Raw genomic sequence first — 24,960 nt, forward strand, 5'->3', positions numbered from 1 at the left:
CAGGCGGGAAAGCCCGGATTTTACCGCCCTCGCGGGCCGAACCCCTATTGGCGTCTTGCCGCCCCGTCCGGACAGGGGCATCCGGTTAAACTTTCGCCCGGAGATCCCCCAGAAAAACGAAGGAAAAACCTCATGCAAGCCCTTGCGGCCATGCCTTTGAACGTCGCGGCAGCCGTCCGCGTCGTCTTGACCGACATCGACGACACGCTGACCACCGAAGGCCGCCTGCCGGCCGACGCGTACGCCGCACTTGAACGCCTGGAACAGGCCGGCATCCAGGTCGTGCCGATCACCGGCCGCCCGGCCGGCTGGTGCGACCACATCGCCCGCATGTGGCCGGTGCGCGCCGTGGTCGGCGAGAACGGCGCGTTCTATTACGCCTACGACCGCCAGGCCCGCCGCATGACCACGCATTACTGGACCGACGCCGCCTCGCGCCAGGAAAGCCGCAAGCGGCTGGACGCCATCCGCGACCGCGTACTGGCCGAGGTGCCGGGCAGCGCCGTCGCCAGCGACCAGGACTACCGCGTGGCGGACCTGGCCATCGATTTCTGCGAAGACGTACCCGCCCTGCCCGACGCCGCCATCAGCCGCATCGTCCAGATCTTCCAGGACGCCGGCGCGCAGGCCAAGGTCAGCTCCATCCACGTCAACGGCTGGTTTGGCGACTACGACAAGCTCACCATGACGCGCACCATGTTCCAGCGCGAGTTCGGCATGGACGTGGCCGGCGCCCTGGACAGCACGCTGTTCATCGGCGATTCGCCCAACGACGAGCCGATGTTCGCCTATTTCCCGATCTCGGTCGGCGTGGCCAACATCCAGGCCCAGTTGCACCGCCTGACGCACCGCCCCGCCTTTGTCGCCGCCTTTCATGGCGGCGGCGGCTTCGTCGAAATGGCCGACCGGCTGCTTGCCGCCCGTCAGTCCTCCCAAGTCCAGCCGGCCTAACGGCTTAAGGTCAGCACACCGTGGCAACTTCCAAGACCGCGGCGCCCGCCGCCAACGACGGCCGCCGCAGCATCCAGTCCATCGAGGTCGGCGTGCCGCTCCTGGCCGCGCTGGTCGACGCGGGCAAGCCCCTGACGCTGCGCGACCTGGCGGCCGGCGCGGGCATGACGTCCGCCAAGGCGCACCCTTACCTGGTCAGCTTCATCCGCGTCGGACTGGTGCAGCAGGACGCCGTCACCGGCCAGTACGAGTTGGGCCCGTTCGCCCTGCAGATGGGGCTGGTCAGCCTGCAGCGCCTGGACCCGGTGCGCGTCGCCATGCCGGAAATCGCCAAGCTGCAGTCCGACATCGGCCACACGCTGGGCATCGCGGTGCTGGGTTCGCACGGCCCCACCATGATCCACATGACCGAAGCCAGCTATCCGGTCCACGTGAACATGCGCAAGGGCACCGTGATGTCCATGCTGCACACCGCCACCGGCCTGGTGTTTGCGGCGTGGCTGCCGCCCAAGGTCAGCGAGCACTACATCGCGCGCGAAGAAGGCGACACCGCCGTCATCGCCAGCGTGCCGCCGCCCCGCAAGGCCTCCCGCGCCAACATCGAGGCGCAACTGGCCGACATCCGCGTGCACGGCATGGCCCGCGCGCTGGGCAATCCGCTGCCGGGCGTGGACGCGCTGTCGGTGCCGGTGTTCGACAACACGGGTAGCATCGTGCTGGCGCTGACCAGCCTGGGTCCCACCGGTCTGTTCGACGTGTCATGGGACGGCGCGATCGCGCGTCCGCTCATCGCGTGCGCCCAGGAAATCTCCCGCAAGCTGGGCTTTCGCGGCTGAGCGCGTTTTCGCGCAATAACGAACACAAAGCGAACAAAACGAACAAAAGACGAAAAGAAAGGCAGGGACTTTCCCGAGTGTGCCGTCCCCCGTTGTGTGTTTGAATTCAGCAAAGATTCAATTCATACCTACACGAGGAGACACACGATGCAAGCCTTGCGTCTTATGCAGGCGGCCGCGCTGGCCGCATTCGCTTTTGGAGCTTCCGCCGCCCAGGCCGCCGACACCTGCTCGAACCGCGGCGATCTCGACCAGATGTATTGCGACTCGAACAAGGACCTGGTGGCCGACACCCCCACCGACGCGTCCAAGCTCAAGACGCCTTCCACGCTGGTGTTCACCTACACGCCGGTCGAAGATCCGGCCGTGTACGAAGACATCTTCAAGCCCTTCACCAAGCACCTGTCCGAATGCACGGGCAAGCGCGTCGTGTTCTATCAGGTGCAGAGCAACGCGGCTGAAATCGAAGCCATGCGCTCGGGCCGCCTGCACGTCGGCGGCTTCTCGACCGGGCCCACCGCCTTTGCCGTGAACATCGCCGGCGCCGTGCCGTTTGCCGTGAAGGGCTACGCCGACGGCTTCCAGGGCTACAACCTGATCGTCATCGTCAAGAAGGACAGCCCCTACCAGAAGCTGACCGACCTGAAGGGCAAGAAGCTGGCGCACACCGCGCCCTCGTCGAACTCCGGCCACATGGCGCCCGTCGCCCTGTTCCCGAAGGAAGGCCTGACGCCCGACAAGGACTACAAGGTCATCTTCTCCGGCAAGCACGACCAGTCGGTCATGGGCGTGAACTCCGGCGACTACGACGCCGCCGCCGTGGCATCGGACGTCTTCAAGCGCATGGTCGAACGCGGCCAGGTCAAGGAAGCCGATTTCCGCATCATCTACACCAGCGAAAAATTCCCGACCTCGTCGTTCGCCTACGCGCATGACCTGGAACCGAAGTTCCGCGACCAGATGCTCAAGTGCTTCTACGACTACCGCTTCCCGCCGGAAATGTCCAAGGCCTTCGACAACGCCGACCGCTTCTACCCGGTGACGTACGAGAAGGACTGGGCCATCGTCCGCCAGGTCGCTGAATCCGGTGGCGAAAGCTTCAACCGCGCGGCCTATGACCGCGAATCCGCAAAGAGCAAGAAGTAATCCAGCATGACGACGTCGCTACGCATTTCCGGCCTGGTCAAGGAATACCGGGCCGGCCGGCCGGTACTGAACGGCATTGACCTGCAGATCGCCGGTCAGGGGCTCACCGCCATCATCGGTCCTTCGGGCACCGGTAAAAGCACGCTCCTGCGCTGCATCAACCGGCTGATCGAACCCACCAAGGGCGAGATCATCCTGCAGTCCCAGGACGGCACCGTGGACCTGGCGCAAGTGCGCGGCGCGTCGCTGCGCCGCGCGCGCCGCCGCATCGGCATGGTGTTCCAGGAATACAACCTGGTCGAACGCCTGACCGTGATGGAAAACCTGCTGACCGGCCGGCTGGGGTACACCTCGGCCATGAAGGCCTGGATGCGCCGCTTCGAGCCCGAGGACATCGAGCACGCCTACAAGCTGCTCGACACCGTGGGCCTGGCCGGATTCGCCGACCAGCGCGCCGATGCGCTGTCGGGCGGCCAGCGCCAGCGCGTGGGCATCGCCCGCGCGCTGATGCAGCGCCCGCAGGTGCTGCTGGCCGACGAGCCGACGTCGTCGCTGGATCCCAAGACCTCCGTCGAGATCATGGAACTGCTGTCCGCGCAGGGCAGCGCCACGGGCATTCCCGTCATCGTCAACATCCACGACGTCGAACTGGCGCGCCGCTATGCCACGCGCATCGTCGGCATGTCGGGCGGCCACGTGGTCTATGACGGCGACGGCCAGGGCCTGGACGCGACCATGCTCAAGACCATCTACGGAGGCGAGTCTTGGCTGGAATGACGCAACCCCGGGGCGGCATCCGCCCCTTCGCCATGTCGGGGCGCGCCAAGGCAGGCGTGCTGCTGCTGGTGCTCTACACCATCTATGCCGCCGCGCAGCTGGACTTCAGCTGGTCGCGCTTCGAAGCCGGCATGGGCCATGCGTCGACGTTCCTGGCGCGCATGTTCCCGCCCAATTTCGAAAAGCCCGCCACCTTGTGGAAGGGCATCGCCGAAAGTCTTGAAATCGCGGTCCTGGCGTCGATGCTGGGCATCTTCCTTGCCCTGCCCGTGGGCCTCCTGGGCGCGCGCAACCTGATGCCCGCCTGGATTTCGTGGCCCGCGCGTTCAATCGTCGCGCTGTGCCGCGCGCTGCACCCGGTCATCGTCGCCATCCTGTTCGTCAAGGCCGTGGGCTTTGGCGCGCTGGCCGGCATCCTGGCGCTGACCGTCGCGTCCATCGGCTTCATCGGCAAGCTTTTCACCGAAGCCATCGAGGAAATCTCGCTCAAGCAGGTCGAAGCGGTTCGCGCGACCGGCGCGTCGTTCTCCAACGTCATCGTGTTCGGCGTGCTGCCGCAGGTGTTCGCGCGTTTCATCGGCTTTGCCACCTATCAGTTCGACTCCAACCTGCGCAACTCCACCATGGTGGGGATCGTGGGCGCGGGCGGCGTGGGCGGCACGTTGTTCTCGGCCTTCCAGCGCTTCGATTACGACTTCGTCAGCGCCATCCTGCTGACCCTGATCGCGATCATCATGCTGGGTGAAATCCTGGCCGGCTTCGTGCGGGCGGTGTTCCTGGACAACCTGGGCTTTGACCGCATCCTGCAAAGCCGCTTCGCTGGCGCCCGCGGTCTGGGCAACAGCAAGCCGACGGCCGCGCGCAAGGCGGAGGTGGAAGAATGAACGCCCACGTCTCCCCCTTGAACCCCGCCGGCCAGCCGCGTGTCTGGCAGCGCTACAGCATGGGCCAGCGCCTGCTGCGCTTTGCGCTGTACTTGCTGCTGGTGGCGGCGGTCGTGCAAGCAATACGCGGCGTGGAGGTCATCCCCGAGTTCCTGTACGACGCACCGGAACAGATGGCCGACCTCTTCCGCCGGATGTGGCCGATCGATTGGGCCTACTACCCGGATGGCGTACACGCGGCCCTGATCGAAACGTTGCACATCGCCACCTTGGGCACCATTCTTTCGGTGTTCATGGCGGTGCCGGTGGGTCTGCTGGCGGCCAACAACCTCACGCCCAGCAAGACCATCAACATGCTGGCCCGCCTGATCCTGGTGTCCAGCCGTTCGGTCAACTCGCTGGTGTGGGCGCTGCTGTTCATCGCCATCTTCGGACCGGGCGCCCTGGCCGGCACGCTGGCCATCGCCTTCCGCTCGATCGGCTTTGTCGGCAAGCTGGTTGGCGAAGCTATCGAGGAAGCCCAGCGCGGCCCCATCGAAGCCGTCACGGCCACCGGCGCAAGCAAGGCCTCGGTGATCTGGTACGCCTACTGGCCGCAGATCCGCCCGGCGTTCTGGTCCATCGTGCTGCTGCGCTGGGACATCAACGTGCGCGAATCCGCGGTGCTGGGACTGGTCGGCGCCGGCGGCATCGGCATGGCGCTGGATACCGCGCTGAACCTGTTCCAGTGGGACCGCGTCGCGCTGGTGCTGGCCGCGATCTTCGTAGTTGTCGTGCTGGCCGAAGTCATCATCACCCAGGCGCGCAAACGCATCCTGTAGCGCCGCCGCACCGCTTTACGCCTGTCGGTTTCCCCTGACTCGCGCTCCCTTCGCCGCCCCACATGGGGCGGCGTTTTCTTTGAGCGAGCGCGTTCCGGTGACTGACATCCGCACTTTCCTTTCTGTTCGCAAGCAACGCAAAAGCGCCTCCTCGCCCTTGAGGGGCCGCCTTGTTTTTGCGCCGCGATCACGTCTATGCTCAATGTGAACAAAATATGAACGGTCATCAAAACGCACCCCCGCCTTGATTAACATCTTGGCTTTTGCCGTTGGACACCCGCTGCCATGTCGGAACAGGAATTGAAACTGCACGTGCCCACGGCTTCACGCCAGGCCGTGCTGCGTGAAGTCAAGCAACGCGAGGCCACGCGCATTCGCTTGCATGCCATGTATTTCGACACGCCGGAACGCGAGCTTGCGCGGGCGCGCATCGCCATCCGGCTGCGGCAGGAAGGCTCCGATTGGGTACAGACGCTGAAGATGCCGGGCGCCGATGCGATCACGCGCATCGAGATGAACCACCCGCGGCCCGGTCCCGTGCTCGACCTGTCCGTCTATGCCGGCACCGACGTCGAGGGCCCGCTGTCTGCCATCAAGGGCGAACTCGGCCTGCGCTACGAAACCGACGTGCAGCGCCTCTTGCGCAAGATCCGCACGCGCTTCGGCACGGTCGAGCTGGCCTACGACACCGGCATCCTGCGCGCCGGCGCGCTGGAACTGCCGATCTCTGAACTGGAATTCGAACTGGTGTCGGGCCGTCCCGCCGCCATCTTCGCGGCGGCGCGCGGCTGGCAACAGCGTCATGCGCTGATCCTGGATCCCCGCAGCAAGTCCGAACGCGGCGACGCGCTGGCCCAGTTGGCGAATCGCCTGGCCGAGGTCGACGCCGCTGCCGGCGATGACCACGAAGCGCGCCGCGCGCAGGCCATCGCCCAGTTCTGGGCCCCGCGCGGTGCGTCGTCCGTGAAGCTGCGCGACGACATGACGCCGCCGCAGGCCATGGGCGCGATCGCGGCCGAATGTCTGGACCAGATCTGCCGCAATGCGGCGGTGCTGGCCGAGGTCGACACCGAAGGCGTCTACCGCGCCGGCAACTCCGAACACGTGCATCAACTGCGCGTCGGCGTGCGCCGGTTGCGGTCGGCCTGGAAGCTCTTTGACGGCTGGATCGCCCCGGTGCCCGACGCGCTGCTGCAGGGGGTGCGCACCCACTTCGCGGCGTTCGGCGCCAACCGCGATCAGGACGTGCTGAACGAGACCGTCGCCCCCGCGCTGCAGCGCGCCGGCATGCCCGTGATCCCCATGGAAGCCGCGCCGCCCGACGAAGACGCGCAGACCATCGCGGGCGGCCAGGCCTTCCAGGCATGGTTGCTCACGCTGCTGGAATGGTCGCTCGACGTGCCGCCCGTGCAACCCGACACGGACAGCCAGACCATCGCCAACGGCACGCCCAGCGACGCCGCGCCCGAGCCCGCCATCCGGCTGGAAGGCGGTGTGGCCGGTCCCATCGTCAAGCCCACCATCATCCCGATGCTGACGCCGGAACCCGAGCCGCAGCACCTGCACAAGCTGCTCGCCCGCCGCCTGCACCGCTGGCACGACAAGGTGGCCGACCAGGGCACGCATTTCGCAGCCCTGGACATCCCCGCCCGCCACGATCTGCGCAAGCGCGGCAAGCGCCTGCGCTATGGCCTGTCGTTCGCTGAATCGCTGCTGCCCGCCAGCAAGCTGCGCGGCTATCGCAAGCTGCTGTCCCGCGTGCAGGACGTGCTGGGTGAAATCAACGACCTGGCGATGGCAAAGGACTACTACCAGTCGTGTACGGCAACGCATCCGCAAGCCTGGTTCGCGCTGGGCTGGATCAGCGCACGCCTGGAAGAGTTGGTCGTCGAAGCGCAGCAGGCCTTCGACGACCTCGCGCGCAGCAAACCGTTCTGGAAGTAGCGCGCATCGCGCGCGTTTAACCCATGCGAAAGTCCCGCGTTGAATTCGATTTCACCTGGACACGCATCTAGCATGGCGTTTCAAAAAAGTGGCGCCTGACAGCTTCGCGTCAGGCCCCTGTCAATTCGTCGACATCCGGCGTGCCAATACTCATTGGCTGTCGCCTGGACACACTGCCGGGCGCATTCGTGGCCCGCAGCTTCCGCCCGACACTCGTCCTGTGTGACGGCGCAACGGCCAGCGCGGGCCGTCCGCCCATCCACGCACACGGACTCATGCAAACCACTTCTCCCTTGCTGGTCATTGCCAGACGCGGCCTCGCGGCCTGCTGCGCGCTTTCGCTGGTGTTCTCGCTTGCCGCCTGCGGCGGCGACGACGACACGGACGAACCGGCGCCGCCGCCCCCTACCACGACGCCCACCACGCCCACGACGCCCGCCCCGGCTACCTGCGCGGCGCATTGTGCGCCATGATGCCGGCAGTGCTGCCGTTTCCTGCAAACTCCAGACAGAACAGCCAATGACGATCGACGCCTCCAAGAGAAAGTTCTTCACGACCACGCTCGGCGCCACCGCGGCGATGAGCGCGTTGTCGATGTTTCCGCCCAGCATCCGCCGCGCCCTCGCGATCGAGGCGGACAGCCCCACCGGCACCATCCAGGACGTCAAGCACGTCGTGATGCTGATGCTGGAAAACCGCTCATTCGACGGCTACTTCGGCACCTTTCCCGGCGTGCGCGGCTTCGGCGACCGCTTCCCCATTCCGCTCGCCAACGGCAAGCCGGTATTCCATCAAACGCGCAGCGACGGCACGCTGGAACTGCCTTATCACCTGGACGCGCGGCTGGGCAACGCGCAGCGCGCGGGCAGCACGCCGCACTCGTGGCCCAACTGTCAGGCCGCCTGGGACCACGGCCGCATGAACCGCTGGCCCAGCGCCAAGCAGCCGTTGTCGATGGGCTACTACGAGACCGCCGAAGTGCCGTTCCACCGCGCGCTGGCCGACGCCTTCACGCTGTGCGACAGCTACCACTGTGCGATGCACGCGGGCACGATCCCCAACCGCCTCTTCTTCTGGACGGGCACCAACGGCCCCAGCGGCGACAACGTGTCGGTCGTGATGAACGAAATGAACGACGGCGCCGACGTGGGGCCTTCGACCGAGGGCTGGACCTGGACGACGTACGCCGACCGCCTGCAGCAGGCCGGCGTGAGTTGGAAGGTCTACCAGAACATCCCCGACAACTTCGGCTGCAACGAGATGATGAGCTTTCGCCACTGGCGCGCCGAGATCGAAAAGATGCCGGCGGACCGCCAGGTCACGAACCAGGGCGGTCCCGCGTACAACCCGGCCATCGACGACCAGTTCAGCCCATTTGCCAAGGGCTTTGGCAACACCATGCCGGACGGCGGCCTGCTGCAAAGCCTGCGCGACGACGTGATGAACGGCACGCTGCCCGAGGTGTCGTGGATCATCCCGCCGGCGGCGTATAGCGAGCACCCCGGCCCCTCGAGCCCCGCAAAGGGTGCGTGGTACATCCAGGCCGCGCTGGACGCGCTGACGCAGTCGCCCGAGGTCTGGAGCAAGACCGTGTTCCTGGTCACGTACGACGAGAACGACGGCTTCTTCGACCACATGCCCACACCCAGCGCGCCGTCCCGCAACGACGACGGCACGCTGGCCGGCAAGTCCACGCTGACGGACGCCGAGATGGCCTTCGAGTACAACACCTACACGCCCGCCACGCCCAAGCAGTTGACCGCCGATGGCAAACCCTACGGTCCCGGCATGCGCGTGCCGATGTGGGTGATCTCGCCGTGGAGCCGTGGCGGCTGGGTCAATTCGCAGGTGTTCGACCACACCTCGGCGTTGCGCTTTCTTGAACAGCGCTTCGGCGTCATGGAACCCAACATCAGCGCGTTCCGCCGCGCCGTGTGCGGCGACCTCACGTCCACGCTGAACTTCGTGTCGCCCAACGGCGCGCCGCTGCCCACGCTGTCCGGCCGCAGCACCAAGACGGACGCCGACGGCCTGACGACCTGGCAGGAAGCGCAACCGGCCATCGCCATCCCGGCGCAACAGACGCTGGCTCCGCAGGCGCAAGGCACACGGCCCTCGCGTGCATTGCCGTATGAACTGCACACCAGCGCCCGCGAGGACGTGCGTGAGAACCGGGTCCGGCTGCTGTTCGCCAACGCCAGCTCGGCCAAGACCGCCGCTGTCTTTCATGTGTACGACAAGCTGCATCTGGACCGCATTCCGCGCCGTTATGTGGTTGAAGCGGGCAAGTCGCTGGACGACGCGTGGGACGTGTCAGGCGACGCGGGCAAGTACGACCTGTGGGTGCTGGGGCCGAACGGTTTTCACCGCGCGTTCGCAGGCGATCTGATGCAGGCGGGCGGCGCACAGCCGGAGATCCAGGTGTGCTACGTGCCTTGTGATGATCCGCAGGTGCAGGTCAAGCTGCACAACAATGGCGCGACGGCTTGCACGTTCACCGTCAAGGCGATGGCGTACCGCGGCGACGGGCCTTGGACTGCGACGGTCGAACCTGGACAGACCGGCGAGCTTGCGTGGCCGGTCAGCGACAGCGGCCAATGGTATGACTTCGCGGTTGCTTGCGAGGGGTATGCGGCGTTCCAGCGGCGCTTTGCCGGTCGGATGGAGACGGGCAAGGATCTGATCAGCGATCCGGCGATGGGTCAGGTCGGGTAAGGCGGACGCCCGCGCTGCGGGTGGCGCTGGTGGCGCTGCGACTGGTGCCGTTGGTGGACGCCGCTGACGGCGCCGTTCGCAGCGCTATTCGTGGCTGCGCGTGCCCCGGAAACGACAACGGGACGGCGCTTTCGCGTCGTCCCGTCAGATGGGTCTTCCTGGGCCTTTATGGCCTCTTGCAAGACAGCGATGAGTTCCGAATGAACGGACTCAGTCGGCCAGCAACGCCGCCGCGAACTCGTCCGCCACGAAGGGCTGCAGGTCTTCCAGGCTTTCGCCGACGCCGATCCAGTACACCGGCACCGGGCGCACGCCTTGGCTGCCGGCTGCGACGGCGGCCAGCGTGCCGCCCTTGGCGGTGCCGTCCAGCTTGGTCACCACCAGGCCGGTCAGGTTGATCGCGGCGTCGAATGCGCGGATCTGCGCCAGCGCATTCTGACCCGTGTTGCCGTCCACCACCAGCAGCACCTCGTGCGGCGCGCTGGCGTCCGCCTTGCCGATGACGCGGCGGATCTTCTTCAGTTCTTCCATCAGGTGCAGCTGCGTGGGCAGACGGCCGGCCGTATCCACCATCACCACGCCCATGCCGCGCGCGCGACCGGCATTAACCGAGTCGAACGCCACGGCGGCCGGATCGCCGCCATCCTGCGAAATCACGCTGACGTTGTTGCGGCTGCCCCATTCCACCAACTGCTCGCGTGCGGCGGCGCGGAACGTGTCGCCGGCGGCCAGCAGCACGCTGGCGCCCTGGCGCTGGAACGTATGCGCCAGCTTGCCGATGGACGTGGTCTTGCCCGCGCCGTTCACGCCGGCAATCATGACCACCAGCGGTTGCGTGCGCTTCAGATCAAAGGCGCGCTCCAGCGGACGCAGATGATCGGCCAGCAGTTGGCGCAACGCCGTCTTCACCTTGGCCGGGTCTTCAATGCGTTCCTTCTTGACGCGCGCGCGCAGCGCGGTCAGAAGCTTCTCGGTGGCCTCAAGGCCGGCATCGGCCATAATGAGGGCCGATTCGAGTTCCTCGAACAGGTTCTCGTCGACCTTCACGCCGACAAAAATGCCGCCGATGCTTTGGCCGGTACGCGAAAGTCCTTGCTTCAGGCGCGACAGCCAGGAGGCCTTCTTGGGCGCCTCGGCGGGTGCGGGTTCCGGGACAGCTGGGACAACCGGCGCAGGCGCCGCGACAGGCGCAAGCGTTGATACCGGCGCAGGTGCCGGGGTCGCAGGAGCAGGTGCCGGGACTACAGGCGCAGGTGCCGGCACGGGCGCGACGACGGGTGCAGGCGCCGGGACGGGCGGCTGCGGTGCGCGGAACGGCTCAGTGGCGGGCGTGGCGCCAGCGGCTGCTTCAGACGCGGCGACCGGTGCGGAAGCCGGCGCGGTACGCGTGAGGGACGGCGCGGCCGGAGTCGGAGTCGGCGCAGGCTGTGCAGGCGCCGTCGCCGGCGCAGGCGTTACCGAGACGGCCGGCGCTGGCGTAGGCGCCGCCGGGACCGGCGGGGTCACTGGCGCCGTCACAGGCGCCGTGACCGGCGCTGCAACCGGCGCAACTGGTTCCTGACGAAGCTCGGGAGCAGGCGACGCAGGCGCCGGGCTGGACGGAGCCGAAGACGGCTCCGCTGGCGCGACTGGCGCGTCGACAACCTCCGGCGGCGACGCGGGCTGAGCCGGCGTGGCGGGCGGAGGGGATTTTTTCTTGAAGAAGCGGCTAAACATGGGTAACAAGTATATTCGTATCGTCGGGGGCCAATACAGGCGCACCCCCATCGCCGTGCCCGACGTGGAGACGCTGCGTCCCACGCCCGACCGGGTCCGCGAAACGCTTTTCAACTGGCTTACACACCTGTGGGGCGGCGAGTTCGCCGACAAGCAGGTGCTGGATCTTTTTGCCGGCAGCGGCGCCCTGGGCTTCGAGGCGGCCTCGCGCGGCGTGGCGCATGTGCAGATGGTCGAGCGGGACAGGACCGCCGCGTCCGCGCTGCGGACACTGCGCGACAAGCTCAAAGCCGACATGATACGCATCCATGTGGGCGATGCGATGCAGGTCGCCGAACGGATGGATGCGTCCCGGTTTGACCTCATCCTGCTGGATCCGCCCTTTGGACAGGGCTGGCTGCCGCGCCTGTGGCCGATCCTGCCAGGCATTCTGACCGATCATGGACTAGTCTATGTCGAGGCGGAATCCGCCATCGAAGCCCCCGAAGGATTCGAGATTCTGCGGCAGGACAAGGCCGGCGCCGTGCACTTCCATCTTCTGGAATTTGCTGCATTGCGCAAATCGATCAATAATCCGGCTTCGGAGGATGGTGTACACCACTAATAACGGTACGGAGCTCGCATGATCATCGCTGTTTATCCCGGCACTTTCGACCCGCTGACCAGGGGCCACGAGGACCTGGTTCGCCGTGCAGCCACGCTTTTCGACAAAGTCGTGGTGGGGATCGCCACTAGCCGCAACAAGAAGCCCTTCTTCAGCATCGACGAGCGCGTGGATATCGCGCGCGAAGTGCTGGGACACTATCCCAACGTGGAAGTGCAAAGCTTTGGCGGCCTGCTCAAGGACTTCGTGCGTGAACAGAATGGCCGCGTCATTGTGCGCGGGCTGCGCGCCGTGTCCGACTTCGAATACGAATTCCAGATGGCCGGCATGAACCGCCATCTGCTGCCGGACGTCGAGACGCTCTTCATGACGCCGTCCGACCAGTACCAGTTCATCTCGGGCACCATCGTCCGCGAAATCGCCCAGCTTGGCGGCGACGTCAGCAAGTTCGTGTTCCCGTCGGTCGAGCGCTGGCTGCAGGAAAAGGCCAAGGAACGCCGCGAACAGTCCTGGCCGGGCTGAAGCCCCGTCTGCAACATCCCCGAAGGGGCGCGCAAGCGCCCTTTTCGCGCTTTCCGGGCCCCCGCCGCCCGGCGCTACAATGGCCGGGCCAATCGCCTTTCCGTTGCCCATCATGGCCCTGACCATCACCGAAGAATGCATCAATTGCGACGTTTGCGAGCCCCAGTGCCCGAACGACGCGATCTCCATGGGCGAGGACTACTACGTCATCGACCCCGACCGGTGCACGGAATGCGTCGGCCATCACGACGAGCCCCAATGCAAGGTGGTCTGTCCCGTGGAATGCATCGAGCTGCACCCGCAATGGAATGAAGGCCAGGAGCAGCTCATGGCCAAGTACCGCCGCCTCACCGGTGCCGCATGAGCGACGCGGCGCCGCCCAGCATCAACCTTTCCCCCTCCCCGCACCACGCCCGACGCGACATTTCCGCGTCCGCGGTCGCTGCCGGGCTGGTCGCCGTCCTGGTCAGTTTTGGCGGCACCGCCGTGCTGATGGTGCAGGCGGGTCATGCCGCGGGCCTGGATGCCGCACGCATCGGCTCGTGGATCGGCTCGCTGAGCCTTGTGCTGGGTCTGGGCGGCGCGTTCTACAGCCTGCGCACGGGCCTGCCCGTGGTCATGGCGTGGTCCACGCCCGGCGCGGCGCTGCTCGTCACCGCGCTGGCAGGCGTCCCCTTCAATGAAGCCGTCGGCGCCTTCGTGCTGGCAGCCGGCCTGACGCTGGCCTGCGGGCTGTTCGGCTGGATCGATCCTATCCTGCGCCGCATCCCCGGCGAGGTCGCCGCCGCCATGCTGGCCGGCGTGCTGCTCAATTTCGGCATGGGCATCTTCAGCAACATCAACAAGCAGCCCGCGCTGGTGTTGGCCATGTGCGCCGCCTACCTGCTGTGCCGCCGCTGGGCGCCGCGTTACGCGGTGCTGGTGGTGATGGCCGTGGCGGTGGCCATGGCGGCGGGAATGGGCCTCATGCAGGTCGACCAGCTGGATTGGCGCCTGACCGAATTCGTATGGACCACGCCCGCATTCAGCGCGCAGGCCGCGGTCAGCCTGGGCATTCCGCTCTTTGTCGTGGCCATGGCGTCGCAGAACCTGCCCGGTCTGGCCATCCTGCAGGCCGCAGGCTACCGTCCGCCCGCATCGCGCCTGGTCGCCGCCACCGGCCTGCTGGGCCTGGTGGCCGCCCCCTTCGGCGCGCACAGCGTCACCATGGGCGCGATCAGCGCGGCCATCTGCACCGGGCCCGAAGCGCATCCCGACCCGGGCAAGCGCTACATCGCCGCCGCCACCTACGGCGTCAGCTACGTCGCGCTCAGCATCGTCGCGGGCGCGGTTGCGGTCTTCTTCCAGGCACTGCCCGCCGCGCTGCTGGCGGCGTTGGCCGGACTGGCGCTGCTGGGCACCATCATGGGCGGCATGGCCGCCGCGATGGCCAATCCGCAACGGCGCGAAGCCGCGCTCATCACGCTGCTGGCGACGGCGTCGGGATTCAGTTTCTGGGGAATTGGGTCGGCCTTCTGGGGCCTCGCGGCGGGCCTCGTGGCTCACACCGCTTTCGAATACAAGCGCGCCCGAGCGGGCGCTTGAAAACCGGCGCTGGCCGCGTTCAGGCCGGCCAGGCGGACACGGGCGTGTCCGGGTGCACCTTCATGATGCGGCAAGGCACCTGCACGAAGTTCGAGATCCAGGCCGCGGCCAGTTCGCCTTCGTCGACGACGTCGATGGTCTGCTCGCCCACCATCATGCTGTAGCGCACGCTGTCGTCGTCTTCGATCACGTCCAGCGGGATGTCCATGCGCAGCATGCCTGGCGCCTTCAACACCAGGTAGCCCAAACGCAATTCCACCGACACCTCGGCCAGGCGGGGGCACAGCTCGCGGTTCAACCACTGCCCCGAATCATTGGCCACCAGCCACTGGCGGTGGTAGCCGGCCGCCTGGGCCTGCGTCGTCACGCCGCATTCGGCGATCGGCTGGAACTGTTCTGCGCTCATTTGCCCAGCAATCCTTTCAAGGCCTTGTCCACCGCGGCGCCGCTCTTGCCCTTGCCGGAGACCGCTTCCTTGAGCTTGTTCTCCAGGCTGCGCTTCAGAATGCCGCCGATGGCGTCCTTCCAGAGCAGCGTGTACGAGGGGTTGTCGAACGGGCCCTTGAAATGGACGGGGATGGTCACGTCCTTCAGGTCGATCAGTTCCTTGCCATCGGGATTCGCCGCCGGGTTGATGACCCGCGCGCGCGCCACCAGATCCAGCTCGCTCTTGACGAAGTCGATGCTGGCCGGCTCGCCCTGCGTGACCCGCAGCAGCGGCGACACGAAATTCAGACGCTTGACCGTAGCAATGCCCTTGGCGATGGCGAAGTCCGCGTCCAGTTCCGAGAACTGCGTCTGCTTGCCCGTGTCCGCAGCCACCGTTTCGTTCTGCGCATCCGGCGAGAAGCGGGCTTTCAGCTCGCGCAACGTCTGCGTCAGATCGATGCCCTTCACGGCGCCATCCCGCAGCTTCAATTGCAGCGTGCCGCCCAGGCCGCTCTTCATCGCGTAGACGTTGGCGCCGCCGGTCTTCAGGTCCAGCGACAGGTTGCCCGTGCCGCTCAGCACGTTGCGCTTGGCCAGATCCACCAGCAGCGGTTCGATCGCGATGCCGGCCAGCGTCATCTTGGTGGCGATCTGATTGCCTTGCGCCGCGTCCACGGACAGCGCCCCCGCCAGCTTGCCGCCGTAGAGGCCTGCCGCGAGGTCGGAGATGTCGAGCTTGCCCTTGTCCAGCTTGACCGAAGCCGAAACTTCGTCGGCCTTCAGGCCGCGGACCACCAGCTTGCCGACCTTCAGCGTGCCGTTGACGCTGGGGCCGACCAGCGCCGACAGGTTGATCGTGTCATCGACCGGTGCGGCGGGGGCCGGGGCCGGCGCGGGCTTGCTGTCGTCCTTCTTGCCGTCCGCGGGCGGCTTGGGCGGCGCGGCCACCACGGGCGGAACCAGCTTGTCCAGATCCAGCGTGTCCACGACCAGCGCGAACTTCATCTGCGGCGTGTCGGTCAGTTTCGTGATGTCGGCGCTGAGGTCGAACTTGCCGCCTTCCAGCACCGCATTGATCTTGCTGGTGGCCTGATCCTTGAGCAGGTCCACCGTCAGGCTGCCGATCACCGGAATCTGCAGGCTGCCCTTGGGCAGGCCAGGATCGGTGATGTTCACGTCGCCACGCAGCGCCGACATGGCGCCGCTGCGCATCAGCAGGTTCAGGCTGAGCGGCGACGCGAAATTCAGCTTCACCACTCGGTCGCCCTTCTTGGACGTGCTGTCCAGCTTGGCTTCCTTGATATCCAGTTCGCCGGCATTTCCGCTGATGCCGTTCAGGCCGAAGCTGGCATCCAGGCCGCTGATCCGCACCCGGCCCGTCAGGGCCTCGCCGGTAGCCGACGCGGGGGAAATATTGAGCGCCGGCGCATCGACGGCCAGTTCGAAGGGGCCATCAACCACGCCGCCCTTGGCGCGCACGGCAAGCTTTTCGATCTGGAGTTGGCTCTTGTGCGGATCGATCGCCAGCTTGGGGATCGCAACGCTGGCTTCCACATTGGTCGCCTTGACCGAGGGTTCGGTCACGTCGCCCTGGAACAGCAGCTCCAGGCCACCGACGTCCAACGCGGACTTCTGGCCGTTGAACGCCAGGTTGCCGCGCATCACCAGGCTCTTGGCCTCGGCGCCCGGCAGCTTACCGTCCATGCGCAGGTCCAGCCGCTGTGCGGCATAGCGCTTGGCGGAAGGGTCCAGCGTCAGCAGCGCCTGGCCGGTCAGGTTGGCGTCCACGCGCGGATAGCCGCCTTCGACGCGCGCCGTCATGCGCACGTCGAACGGCTGGTTGAACGTGACGCGGCCGGTGTTGGCGTTGATGCGCGTGAACGCGACCGCCATGCCCGTTATCGCGTCCTGCAGCTGCACTTCGCCGTCCTTCAGGTCCAGGCCGGCAATGTCGATCTGCATGTTGTTGCGCGACGGCGGCATGTTGCCGCTGGTGATCGCCTGCGCAGCGGTCTGGGCCGCACCCACCAAGGCTTCGGCCGGGTTGCTGGGCGAATCGGTGACCGGCTGCGTGCCGCCGACCAGATTGCTGAAATTGAATTGGCCCTGCTTGTCCCGCACCACGCGCGCCTTCAGCCCGCTGATGGCAACGTGGTCCACGACAAAGCTGTTGGACAGCAGCGGCCACACGGCCACGGCAAGGCGCGTGCTCTCGATGGAGGCAAACGTGTCCGTGCTATTGGGTTCGGACAGGGAGACGCCCTGTACATACAGGCCGATCCGCGGGAAGAGCGATAGCTCGATCTCGCCGTCGATCGTCAACGTGCGTTGATAGCGTTCCTGGACAAGCTCTTCCAGCTTGTACTTGTACGCGTTGGGGTCGAATGTCAGCAAGAAGATGGCCAGGCCGACGACGGCCACGACAACCAACACTACCAGGCCTATCAAAATGCGCTTGAACCACGTTTTCATTGCTGCCCCGTCGGTACCTCGACTGGAAATCCTTGATACCGCCCACCGCGCCACGCGCGGGGAAGGTGCGTTGCCGGCGGAAGACCGCTGGCCTATTGAACTGTCTGCAATCCTGGGCTTGCCTGTCAGGTTTGCCTTGCCGGGCTTGCCCGGACCGACTTGCCTTGACGGACTTGCCATTCAGAGACTTGCCTTTCAGGGCGTGTCCTCGCTCCTGCCGAGCCTGCGGCATGGGCGCCAAAAGAAGGTGCTACCGAGGAAGGCCTGCTGAAGACGCCGGTAACCCAGCGTGCAGATAACCGCTATCGTAACAAATCAGGCCGATCAGCGGGATCGGCCAAGCTGACGGCTTCCTGACCGGCGGATTGTAGGACTAGAATAATTGATCGATCAATTATTGATGCGTCCAACAATGACCGCCCCCGCCCCAACCTCTCCACACTCGCCCGGCCAGATCCTGCCCTTCCGGCAAACCCTGCTGGCCATGCTGGGCATGTGCTTCGTGATGATGCTGGTCGCCATCGACCAGACCGTGGTGGGCACCGCGCTGCCCACCATTGTGGCGGAACTTCGCGGCTTCGAACTGTATGCATGGGTAGCGACGTCTTACCTGCTGACGTCCGTCATCACCGTGCCGATCTTCGGGCGGCTGGGCGACTACTACGGCCGCAAACCTTTCGTCGTGGCCGCCATCGTCCTGTTCACCCTGGCATCGGTCCTGTGCGGCGCGGCCGACACGATGCTCGAACTGGTGCTGGCGCGGGCGCTGCAGGGTATCGGCGGCGGCATGCTCGTCGGGACCGCTTTCGCCTGTATCCCCGATCTTTTCCCGGATCCCCACGTCCGGCTACGCTGGCAGGTCATGCTCAGCGCCGCCTTCGGCATCGCCAACGCGGTCGGTCCCACGCTCGGCGGCGCCCTGACGGAACACTACGGCTGGCGCTCCGTCTTCTACGTCAACCTGCCCATCGGCATCCTCGGCCTGTGGTTCGTCGCCCGCTATCTGCCGCACCTGCGCAATCAGAGTCCGGGCAAGGTCCGGCTGGACTGGCAGGGTGCGATCTTGATCGCCGTGGCGCTGGGGACCATGCAGTTGCTCGTGGAACTCCTGCCCAAGGACGGCTTCACGCCTTCCCTTGTAATGCTGGGCGCCGGCAGCATCGCCGCCTTCGCTGCCCTGATCTGGTGGGAACGCCGCTGCCCGCATCCGCTCCTGCCCCTGGATATGTTCCGCAACCGCGGCCTGGCCATGCTCTTCACTCTGGCCCTGCTGGTCGGCGTGACGATGTATTCCCTGCTCTTTTACGCGCCCCTGCTCCTGCAAGGCGGCTTCGGGCTATCGCCCCAGCAGGCAGGCCTGCTCATCACGCCCATGGTCGTCTTCATCACCGTCGGCAGCATCGTCAACGGCCGCATCATCACGCGCATCCGCAACCCCAACCGCATGCTGTACGCCGGCTTCATTCTCATGGCGTTCTCGTGCCTGGGCATCGTCACGACCCACAGCTACACGTCGCACCTGCTGATCGGCGCCTACATGACGATGGCGGGCCTGGGGATGGGCTTCATCATGCCCAACCTCACCGTCTTCGCCCAGCAGACCGCCGGCCGCAGCCACCTGGGCATCGCCACGGCGCTGCTGCAATCCCTGCGCATGATCGGCGGCATGCTGGGCACCGCCGTCGTCGGCACCATGGTCAGCCACAGCTACTTCAGCGGCGTCGAATCCACCCTGCGCGGCGCTTCCGCGCAGTGGCTGCCCAAGCTCAACGACCCGCAGATGCTGGTCAACCCGGCGGCCCAGACCGAGTTCCTGGCACAATTGGCCCATCAAGGCCAGGACGGAACGTCGCTCATCGAAATCGCGCGCATCGCGCTGGTGGGCGCCATCCACGAAGGGCAACTCATCGCCCTCGCCGTCGCCGTCTTCGCACTCTGGTGCGTGCGGCGCGTGCCCCTGGTGCAACTGGTCCGGCCATCCAAACCGGAGCCCGCCGGCGTCGGAGAGTAGCTTTTGCCCAAACAACAACAAGGCCTGCAAGTCATCCAGCACATGGGCCAGACGTATCGCGTGATGCAAAGCGCCTTCAGCAGCAAGGTGGGTCACGCGCTGCCGCGGTGGCGGATTTTGCTGGCGTTGCATGAGAACGGGCAGTGCTCGCAGAAGCACCTGGCCGAGCGCTGCCGGCTGGATCCGGCTTCATTGACGCGGCAATTGCAGGCGATGCAGAAGCTGGGGTGGATTTCGCGGGCGGTGGATGCGGACGATAACCGGTTGACGAACGCGACGCTGACGGCTGCGGGGCAGGCGGTGGTGAATGAGGCATTGCCGAAGCGGGCTCAGTTTTTCGAGGAGTCGCTTAAAGGGCTGTCAGCCGCGGATGTGGATACGTTGAATCGGGTGTTGAGTGTGTTGGAGGAGAATTTTGTCAGGGCGGCGGGGGAAAGGAACACCTGACGGACGGTCCCCCTGGCGCGCAGCACTTTATTCATAAGTCCCTTCCATTGGTTATCAGGTCTTGACGAGCGGCGTCGACCGTACCGTGTTCTTCCTCTCTGCGGAAAAAGGCTGCACAAACAAAAATGCGGCCGCATTCATCAACATCAGTAGCACCGGCGATGACACGCGGACGATGACTGCAAGTGTCTCGACCCGGTCCCGTGTGTGTTCATAATCGCCACTCCCCCGGCAAAAAAACGATGTAGTCAGAAGTAGAATTTTCTCGTTGAGGAGTTCTACCGCATGAAGAAGTCGAGACGTACGGATAACACGGAAGATGGAAAGCCGATGGCCGACAGACCAACCTCGCTCACCCCTGCTCCACAAGGCTACGCCGACTGGCTGGCCGACCTGAAGGGGCGCATCCACACCGCACAGCAACGTGCGGCGCTGGCGGTCAACCGGGAACTGGTAAGCCTGTACTGGCAAATCGGCCACGACATTCTGGCGCGACAGGCAGAACAGGGTTGGGGAGCCAAGGTGATCGATCGGTTGGCGCATGACTTACGCACCGCCTTCCCGGAGGTGAAAGGCTTCTCGCCGCGCAATCTCAAGTACATGCGGGCGTTTGCCGAGGCCTGGCCGGACGCCGAAATTGTGCAGCAGGTTGCTGCACAATTGCCCTGGGGGCACAACCTGGTATTGCTGGATCGCCTGAAAGCGCCGACAGAGCGCCTAGCGTATGCCCGCGCGGCCATCGAATATGGTTGGTCGCGCAACGTGTTGAACATCCATATCGAAACCCGCCTGCTGGAACGCACGGGCAAAGCCGTCACCAATTTCGATCAGCGCCTGCCCGCACCGCAGGCCGATCTGGCCATCGAGTCGCTGAAAGACCCCTACCGCTTCGATTTCCTCGGCCTGGGGGAGGAAGCCAGGAACGCGAGATCGAAAAAGCGCTGGTGCAGCACGTCTCTGATCTGCTGCTGGAGTTGGGCGCGGGCGTTGCTCTCGTCGGGCGACAGGTGTTGCTGGACGAGGGCGCCAAGGAGTTCTTCATCGGCCTGTTGTTCTACCACCTCAAGCTGCGCTGCTATGTGGTGATCGAACTGAATGCGGGCAAGTTCCGGCCCGAACACCTGGGCCAATTGGGCTTTTACCTGACGGCGGTGGATCGGCAGATGAAGCACGCGCAGGACAATCCGAGCATTGGCCTGCTGCTGTGCAAGAGCAAGAACAAGGTGGTGGCCGAGTACGCCCTGGGTGACAAGTCGCAGCCAATGGGCATCGCCGAATACAAGCTGGTGGAGTCCCTGCCGCAAGAGCTGCAAACTGGCCTGCCGACGATCGAACAGATCGAGCGAGAGCTGGGAAAGCCGCTGGATGATGGCGCCGAGGAATGATGTGCTGACCCTCGCGGTGGATGTCACCGGCATCCCTACCTATCAGGCCAACCTAAGCACCTAACAGTTGCTGCGCTATGGCGTGCCGGCGCAGATCGCGGCGGGCCAATCGCATGAGACAGTGCAGTTCATCGACTGGGCGCAGCCCGGTTGATGTGGACAACGGCAACCCATTTCCAACTTCGGAGGCAGTCGCACGGGCGCGGCCCGAGCGACTGCGGTGCGCTTAACTGCGCATCCGAACTTACGAAGAACGATCAGACGTTAAACAAGAAATTCATCACATCGCCGTCCTGCACGATGTATTCCTTGCCTTCCGCGCGCATCTTCCCGGCTTCCTTCGCGCCCTGCTCGCCCTTGTACGTGATGTAGTCCTCGTACGAGATGGTCTGCGCGCGGATGAAGCCGCGTTCGAAGTCGGTGTGGATGACGCCGGCGGCTTGGGGCGCGGTGGCGCCGATGGCCACGGTCCAGGCGCGGACTTCCTTCACGCCGGCCGTGAAGTAGGTTTGCAGGCCCAGCAGCTTGAAGGCGGCGCGGATCAGGCGGTTCAGGCCCGGTTCTTCCATGCCCATGTCCTTCAGGAAGGCTTCGCGGTCGGCGTCGTCGAGGTCGACGATTTCGGATTCGATGGCGGCGCAGATGGCCACGACGGGCGCGTTGCGGGCGGCGGCGAATTCGGTCAGGCGGTCGAGCAGCGGGTTGTTGGTGAAGCCGTCGTCAGCGACGTTGCCCACGTACATCGCGCGCTTGGCAGTGATGAAGCAGAGCTGGGCGATGTCGGCCTTTTCTTCGGTGGTCAGGTCCAGCGCGCGGATGGGCTTGGCTTCGTTGAGCTGGGCGATGCACTTTTCCAGCACGGCGACGATGCGTTGCGATTCCTTGTCGCCCGAGCGCGCGGTCTTCTGGTGGCGTTGCAGGGCCTTTTCGGCGGTCTGCAGGTCGGCCAGGGCCAGCTCGGTTTCGATGACTTCGATGTCGGCGATCGGGTCGACCTTGCCGGCAACGTGGATCACGTTGGGATCTTCGAAGCAGCGCACGACGTTGACGATGGCGTCGGTTTCGCGGATGTGCGAGAGGAACTGGTTGCCCAGGCCTTCGCCCTTGCTCGCGCCGGCGACCAGGCCCGCGATGTCGACGAATTCGACGGTGGCGGACAGGATGCGTTCGGGCTTGACGATTTCAGCCAGCTTCTGCAGGCGCGGATCCGGCACTTCGACGACGCCGACGTTGGGCTCGATGGTGCAGAACGGATAGTTCTCGGCGGCGATGCCGGCGCGGGTCAGAGCGTTGAAGAGTGTCGATTTGCCAACGTTGGGCAGGCCGACGATGCCGCATTGCAGAGCCATGGGAATCCTGTGTAAGTACGGTATTGAGCGTTAACGGCGTAGTTTACCCCGGCAGGGTGAAACGACGCCTGCCAGGGCGACGTGATGCGGCCCCGATGATGCCGCCGGCGAAACGCAGCCGGCATGGGTACCGGCAATGCGACCTTGCCTTCAGACCACGCGCCGCGGCCCAACGCCTTAACCCGCCGCCGTCGGCGCGTAGCGCATGACCAGCCAGATCATCAGGATCGGCCCGGCATTGAACACCGAATGCAGCAAAATCGCCGCCCCGATGCCCCGCCGCACGCGCAACCATCCCAGCACCAGCCCGGTCAGCCATTGCGGCAGCACCAGCAGCGGCAGCAGCCAGTACGGGGTCTTGTTGTAGACGAAGTTGGTGAGGTGAACCGCCGCAAACGTCAGCGCGATCAGATGAAACACGACGCCATAGTGCTGCAGGTAATACCTGCGCCAGCTCGTGTCCCAGCCTTTCAGGGGCTCAGGGCGTGCGCGCAGCCCCCACACCGCCAGCAGAATGAACGCAGCCAGCAGCAGCCCCGTCCAGAGCTTCGGCCCCCACAGCACGACGGGCACCAGCGCGGGAATCAGCCACAGCGCCTGACGCGGCCGGCGCAGGCCGTAGCGGAACAGCATCTCTTCGACGAGCGGCGCCCACAGCACCGCGGTCAGCCACGGAATGTTGTGGGGATCCAGGCGATGCGAGACGCCACCCAGTCCGGCCGCGACGACGGCCACGGGCCCCAGCGCAAAAAGATTGATGACCCACAGCACGGCGGCCCAGGCCAGGAGGCGTCCCGGTCCGATACCCGGCCACCAGTCGGCGACCAGCCCGCTGCCACCTGCCCGGTTCGGCAGGCGCGACAGCGGATGCGGATGGCGGATGAAGCGCCAGAAGTCGGCGATCTCGCTGCGAAAACGCATCTTCCCGTTGGGCTGGCGTTTTGTCATCAGGACTCGTTGCCGCTATGCAGCTGCCGGGTGGCGAGTGCGAAGTCACCGGCCAGCATGGACGGCACGACGGCGCGGCAGCGGTCGATGACGGCTTCGATTTCCTTTTGTTCCTCGCGGCGCGGCGGATGCAGGACGAAATCGGCGACCTGCTGCGCCAGGCCCAGCGTGCGCGGATGGCCGATGCCGATGCGCAGGCGCCAGAAGTTGGGGCTGCCGAGCGCAGCCTGGATGTCCTTCAGGCCGTTGTGGCCGGCGTGGCCGCCGCCCTGCTTGAGCTTGACCTGACCGGGCATGAGGTCCAGTTCGTCGTGCAGCACCAGCACTTCTTCGGGCGTCAGCTTGTAGAAGCGCGCCAGCGCGCCGACCGCCTGGCCGGAACGGTTCATGTAGGTGTTGGGCTTGAGCAGCAGGACGTTGTCCGCGCCCAGGCGCGATTTGGCCACCATGCCGAAAAAGGATTTCTCGAGCGCAAAAGAAGTGCGCAGATCGTCCGCCAGATGGTCGGCCAGCCAGAAGCCGGCGTTGTGCCGGGTGGTTTCGTAGTCGGGACCTGGATTACCCAGTCCCACGATGAGGCGTATGGGAGTAGACATGATGGGGGTGTTTAAACCAAAAAACCCTGCGCATGCAAATGCACACGCAGGGTTTCGGGCGTAAGCCGCGGGAAAGCCGCAAGGGCTTTCCTGCAGGACTTAGGCAGCCGGAGCAGCTTCTTCGGCGTCGTCGGCGGCGGCAGCGCCACCCTTGGTGACCGCAGCGGCCAGCAGGGGGTTGTCTTCACCGCCGTGGGGGACGTACGTCACGCCCATGGGCAGCTTGATGTCGGCCAGGTGGATCGAACCGCCGGCCAGGACGTCAGCCAGGTTCACTTCGATGAACTGGGGCAGAGCCGACGGCAGGCAGGTGATTTCCAGTTCGGTCGTCACGTGGCTGATGATGGCGCCGCTCAGCTTCACAGCCGGCGAGATTTCAGCGTTCACGAAGTGCAGCGGCACCTTGGTACGCAGGGCTTGGTTGGCGTCAACGCGCTGGAAGTCCACGTGCAGGACTTGCGGCTTGTAGGCGTGCCATTGAACCGAACGCAGCAGAACTTGCTCATCCTTGGCGCCTTCGAGCTGCATTTGCAGGATCGATGCGTGGAATTCTTCCTTGCGCAGCGCGTGGTAGATCTCGTTGTGGTCGAGTTCGATGTTCAGGGGGGCAGCCGTACCACCATAAACAATGGCGGGAACGCGGCCCGCGCGGCGCAGGCGGCGGCTCGCACTCGAACCCTGGACGCTACGCGCAGTGGCAGTAAATTTCATGGATAACTCCGAAACGATAAAGGTGAAGAGACTTCACCGGTTGAATTCACGGCGCGCAAAGGGCGCGCCGTGCTTGTTTGCGCCTTGCCGCGACCAGCGAGGCGCAAAGAAC

The 24,960-nt window shown here is 65.5% G+C and carries 22 protein-coding genes and 1 pseudogene; 16 read left to right on the forward strand and 7 right to left on the reverse strand.

Annotated features, from left to right (window positions below; all coding sequences use genetic code 11):
* Positions 1 to 132 precede the first annotated feature (132 nt).
* The 9 genes from AB3147_RS23775 (at position 133) to AB3147_RS23815 (ending at position 10,074) form a co-directional block, all read left to right on the forward strand.
* Complete coding sequence (locus tag AB3147_RS23775; RefSeq protein WP_175122562.1) at positions 133 to 951, forward strand: HAD-IIB family hydrolase; 819 nt, start codon at positions 133 to 135, stop codon at positions 949 to 951.
* Positions 952 to 971: 20 nt separating this feature from the next.
* Positions 972 to 1,787: an IclR family transcriptional regulator gene (locus AB3147_RS23780; protein WP_105240545.1), complete on the forward strand. Its 816-nt coding sequence runs from the start codon at positions 972 to 974 to the stop codon at positions 1,785 to 1,787.
* 147 nt (positions 1,788 to 1,934) lie between these two features.
* Positions 1,935 to 2,933, forward strand: coding sequence for a phosphate/phosphite/phosphonate ABC transporter substrate-binding protein (phnD, locus tag AB3147_RS23785; RefSeq protein WP_056558855.1), 999 nt, complete (start codon positions 1,935 to 1,937; stop codon positions 2,931 to 2,933).
* 6 nt (positions 2,934 to 2,939) lie between these two features.
* A complete protein-coding gene (gene phnC, locus AB3147_RS23790; protein WP_291378064.1) occupies positions 2,940 to 3,710 on the forward strand; it encodes a phosphonate ABC transporter ATP-binding protein in 771 nt (256 codons plus the stop codon).
* On the forward strand, positions 3,707 to 4,594 hold the full coding sequence (gene phnE / locus AB3147_RS23795; protein WP_367353146.1) for a phosphonate ABC transporter, permease protein PhnE: 888 nt from the start codon (positions 3,707 to 3,709) through the stop codon (positions 4,592 to 4,594). Before phnC ends, phnE (AB3147_RS23795) begins: the two co-directional genes overlap by 4 nt.
* Positions 4,591 to 5,415, forward strand: coding sequence for a phosphonate ABC transporter, permease protein PhnE (gene phnE / locus AB3147_RS23800; RefSeq protein WP_175122559.1), 825 nt, complete (start codon positions 4,591 to 4,593; stop codon positions 5,413 to 5,415). The genes phnE (AB3147_RS23795) and phnE (AB3147_RS23800) overlap by 4 nt, the downstream gene beginning before the upstream one ends.
* Positions 5,416 to 5,700: 285 nt before the next feature.
* Complete coding sequence (locus AB3147_RS23805) at positions 5,701 to 7,359, forward strand: CYTH and CHAD domain-containing protein (RefSeq protein ID WP_367353147.1); 1,659 nt, start codon at positions 5,701 to 5,703, stop codon at positions 7,357 to 7,359.
* A gap of 275 nt (positions 7,360 to 7,634) precedes the next feature.
* Positions 7,635 to 7,832, forward strand: a complete 198-nt coding sequence (locus AB3147_RS23810; RefSeq protein WP_367353148.1) for a hypothetical protein — start codon at positions 7,635 to 7,637, stop codon at positions 7,830 to 7,832.
* 46 nt (positions 7,833 to 7,878) lie between these two features.
* Positions 7,879 to 10,074: a phosphocholine-specific phospholipase C gene (locus tag AB3147_RS23815; protein ID WP_367353149.1), complete on the forward strand. Its 2,196-nt coding sequence runs from the start codon at positions 7,879 to 7,881 to the stop codon at positions 10,072 to 10,074.
* 210 nt (positions 10,075 to 10,284) lie between these two features.
* Here the strand turns inward: AB3147_RS23815 and ftsY are convergent, their stop codons facing one another.
* The gene (gene ftsY / locus AB3147_RS23820) at positions 10,285 to 11,337 is read right to left on the reverse strand and encodes a signal recognition particle-docking protein FtsY (RefSeq protein WP_349679465.1); all 1,053 of its coding nucleotides are present in this window, start codon (positions 11,335 to 11,337) and stop codon (positions 10,285 to 10,287) included.
* A gap of 451 nt (positions 11,338 to 11,788) precedes the next feature.
* On the opposite strand from ftsY, the gene rsmD reads away from it, so the two are divergent.
* The 4 genes from rsmD (at position 11,789) to AB3147_RS23840 (ending at position 14,500) form a co-directional block, all read left to right on the forward strand.
* Positions 11,789 to 12,394, forward strand: coding sequence for a 16S rRNA (guanine(966)-N(2))-methyltransferase RsmD (rsmD, locus tag AB3147_RS23825; RefSeq protein WP_175122810.1), 606 nt, complete (start codon positions 11,789 to 11,791; stop codon positions 12,392 to 12,394).
* A gap of 18 nt (positions 12,395 to 12,412) precedes the next feature.
* A complete protein-coding gene (gene coaD, locus AB3147_RS23830; protein WP_056325406.1) occupies positions 12,413 to 12,916 on the forward strand; it encodes a pantetheine-phosphate adenylyltransferase in 504 nt (167 codons plus the stop codon).
* A gap of 112 nt (positions 12,917 to 13,028) precedes the next feature.
* On the forward strand, positions 13,029 to 13,280 hold the full coding sequence (locus AB3147_RS23835) for a YfhL family 4Fe-4S dicluster ferredoxin (protein ID WP_006391351.1): 252 nt from the start codon (positions 13,029 to 13,031) through the stop codon (positions 13,278 to 13,280).
* On the forward strand, positions 13,277 to 14,500 hold the full coding sequence (locus AB3147_RS23840; protein WP_175184641.1) for a benzoate/H(+) symporter BenE family transporter: 1,224 nt from the start codon (positions 13,277 to 13,279) through the stop codon (positions 14,498 to 14,500). Before AB3147_RS23835 ends, AB3147_RS23840 begins: the two co-directional genes overlap by 4 nt.
* Before the next feature lie 19 nt (positions 14,501 to 14,519).
* Here the strand turns inward: AB3147_RS23840 and AB3147_RS23845 are convergent, their stop codons facing one another.
* Entirely contained in the window at positions 14,520 to 14,906 is a 387-nt protein-coding gene (locus tag AB3147_RS23845; RefSeq protein WP_175122554.1) for an MOSC N-terminal beta barrel domain-containing protein, read from the reverse strand.
* Complete coding sequence (locus tag AB3147_RS23850) at positions 14,903 to 17,401, reverse strand: AsmA family protein (protein ID WP_367353150.1); 2,499 nt, start codon at positions 17,399 to 17,401, stop codon at positions 14,903 to 14,905. Before AB3147_RS23850 ends, AB3147_RS23845 begins: the two co-directional genes overlap by 4 nt.
* 412 nt (positions 17,402 to 17,813) lie before the next feature.
* Here AB3147_RS23850 and AB3147_RS23855 point away from each other — a divergent pair, with 412 nt between their 5' ends.
* The 3 genes and pseudogenes from AB3147_RS23855 (at position 17,814) to AB3147_RS23865 (ending at position 21,244) form a co-directional block, all read left to right on the forward strand.
* Positions 17,814 to 19,412 (forward strand): MDR family MFS transporter, encoded by a 1,599-nt coding sequence (locus AB3147_RS23855; protein WP_239211699.1) that lies wholly within the window; start codon positions 17,814 to 17,816, stop codon positions 19,410 to 19,412.
* A 3-nt stretch (positions 19,413 to 19,415) separates the two neighbouring features.
* Complete coding sequence (locus AB3147_RS23860; protein ID WP_191577956.1) at positions 19,416 to 19,859, forward strand: MarR family winged helix-turn-helix transcriptional regulator; 444 nt, start codon at positions 19,416 to 19,418, stop codon at positions 19,857 to 19,859.
* Positions 19,860 to 20,189: 330 nt separating this feature from the next.
* Positions 20,190 to 21,244 (forward strand): annotated as a pseudogene (locus AB3147_RS23865) (PDDEXK nuclease domain-containing protein).
* 257 nt (positions 21,245 to 21,501) lie between these two features.
* Here the strand turns inward: AB3147_RS23865 and ychF are convergent.
* The 4 genes from ychF to AB3147_RS23885 all read right to left on the reverse strand — a co-directional run bounded on the left by ychF (position 21,502) and on the right by AB3147_RS23885 (position 24,848).
* Positions 21,502 to 22,593, reverse strand: coding sequence for a redox-regulated ATPase YchF (ychF, locus tag AB3147_RS23870; RefSeq protein ID WP_175122546.1), 1,092 nt, complete (start codon positions 22,591 to 22,593; stop codon positions 21,502 to 21,504).
* Between the two features lie 177 nt (positions 22,594 to 22,770).
* A complete protein-coding gene (locus tag AB3147_RS23875; RefSeq protein ID WP_367353151.1) occupies positions 22,771 to 23,541 on the reverse strand; it encodes a CPBP family glutamic-type intramembrane protease in 771 nt (256 codons plus the stop codon).
* Entirely contained in the window at positions 23,541 to 24,137 is a 597-nt protein-coding gene (gene pth, locus AB3147_RS23880; RefSeq protein ID WP_175122544.1) for an aminoacyl-tRNA hydrolase, read from the reverse strand. Before pth ends, AB3147_RS23875 begins: the two co-directional genes overlap by 1 nt.
* Positions 24,138 to 24,236: 99 nt before the next feature.
* The gene (locus AB3147_RS23885; RefSeq protein WP_175122543.1) at positions 24,237 to 24,848 is read right to left on the reverse strand and encodes a 50S ribosomal protein L25/general stress protein Ctc; all 612 of its coding nucleotides are present in this window, start codon (positions 24,846 to 24,848) and stop codon (positions 24,237 to 24,239) included.
* Between the last annotated feature and the right edge of the window lie 112 nt (positions 24,849 to 24,960).

Origin of the sequence: Achromobacter animicus (assembly GCF_040775605.1) — a bacterium.
GTDB classification, from domain to species: Bacteria; Pseudomonadota; Gammaproteobacteria; order Burkholderiales; family Burkholderiaceae_B; genus Achromobacter; species Achromobacter animicus.

Coding starts and splice junctions, on each gene's coding strand:
- AB3147_RS23775 (WP_175122562.1), top strand. CDS start 133: ATGCAAGCCCTTGCGGCCATGCCTTTGAACGTCGCGGCAGCCGTCCGC.
- phnD (WP_056558855.1), top strand. CDS start 1,935: ATGCAAGCCTTGCGTCTTATGCAGGCGGCCGCGCTGGCCGCATTCGCT.
- phnC (WP_291378064.1), top strand. CDS start 2,940: ATGACGACGTCGCTACGCATTTCCGGCCTGGTCAAGGAATACCGGGCC.
- phnE (WP_367353146.1), top strand. CDS start 3,707: ATGACGCAACCCCGGGGCGGCATCCGCCCCTTCGCCATGTCGGGGCGC.
- phnE (WP_175122559.1), top strand. CDS start 4,591: ATGAACGCCCACGTCTCCCCCTTGAACCCCGCCGGCCAGCCGCGTGTC.
- AB3147_RS23805 (WP_367353147.1), top strand. CDS start 5,701: ATGTCGGAACAGGAATTGAAACTGCACGTGCCCACGGCTTCACGCCAG.
- AB3147_RS23810 (WP_367353148.1), top strand. CDS start 7,635: ATGCAAACCACTTCTCCCTTGCTGGTCATTGCCAGACGCGGCCTCGCG.
- AB3147_RS23815 (WP_367353149.1), top strand. CDS start 7,879: ATGACGATCGACGCCTCCAAGAGAAAGTTCTTCACGACCACGCTCGGC.
- rsmD (WP_175122810.1), top strand. CDS start 11,789: ATGGGTAACAAGTATATTCGTATCGTCGGGGGCCAATACAGGCGCACC.
- coaD (WP_056325406.1), top strand. CDS start 12,413: ATGATCATCGCTGTTTATCCCGGCACTTTCGACCCGCTGACCAGGGGC.
- AB3147_RS23835 (WP_006391351.1), top strand. CDS start 13,029: ATGGCCCTGACCATCACCGAAGAATGCATCAATTGCGACGTTTGCGAG.
- AB3147_RS23840 (WP_175184641.1), top strand. CDS start 13,277: ATGAGCGACGCGGCGCCGCCCAGCATCAACCTTTCCCCCTCCCCGCAC.
- AB3147_RS23845 (WP_175122554.1), bottom strand. CDS start 14,906: ATGAGCGCAGAACAGTTCCAGCCGATCGCCGAATGCGGCGTGACGACG.
- AB3147_RS23850 (WP_367353150.1), bottom strand. CDS start 17,401: ATGAAAACGTGGTTCAAGCGCATTTTGATAGGCCTGGTAGTGTTGGTT.
- AB3147_RS23855 (WP_239211699.1), top strand. CDS start 17,814: ATGACCGCCCCCGCCCCAACCTCTCCACACTCGCCCGGCCAGATCCTG.
- ychF (WP_175122546.1), bottom strand. CDS start 22,593: ATGGCTCTGCAATGCGGCATCGTCGGCCTGCCCAACGTTGGCAAATCG.
- AB3147_RS23875 (WP_367353151.1), bottom strand. CDS start 23,541: ATGACAAAACGCCAGCCCAACGGGAAGATGCGTTTTCGCAGCGAGATC.
- pth (WP_175122544.1), bottom strand. CDS start 24,137: ATGTCTACTCCCATACGCCTCATCGTGGGACTGGGTAATCCAGGTCCC.
- AB3147_RS23885 (WP_175122543.1), bottom strand. CDS start 24,848: ATGAAATTTACTGCCACTGCGCGTAGCGTCCAGGGTTCGAGTGCGAGC.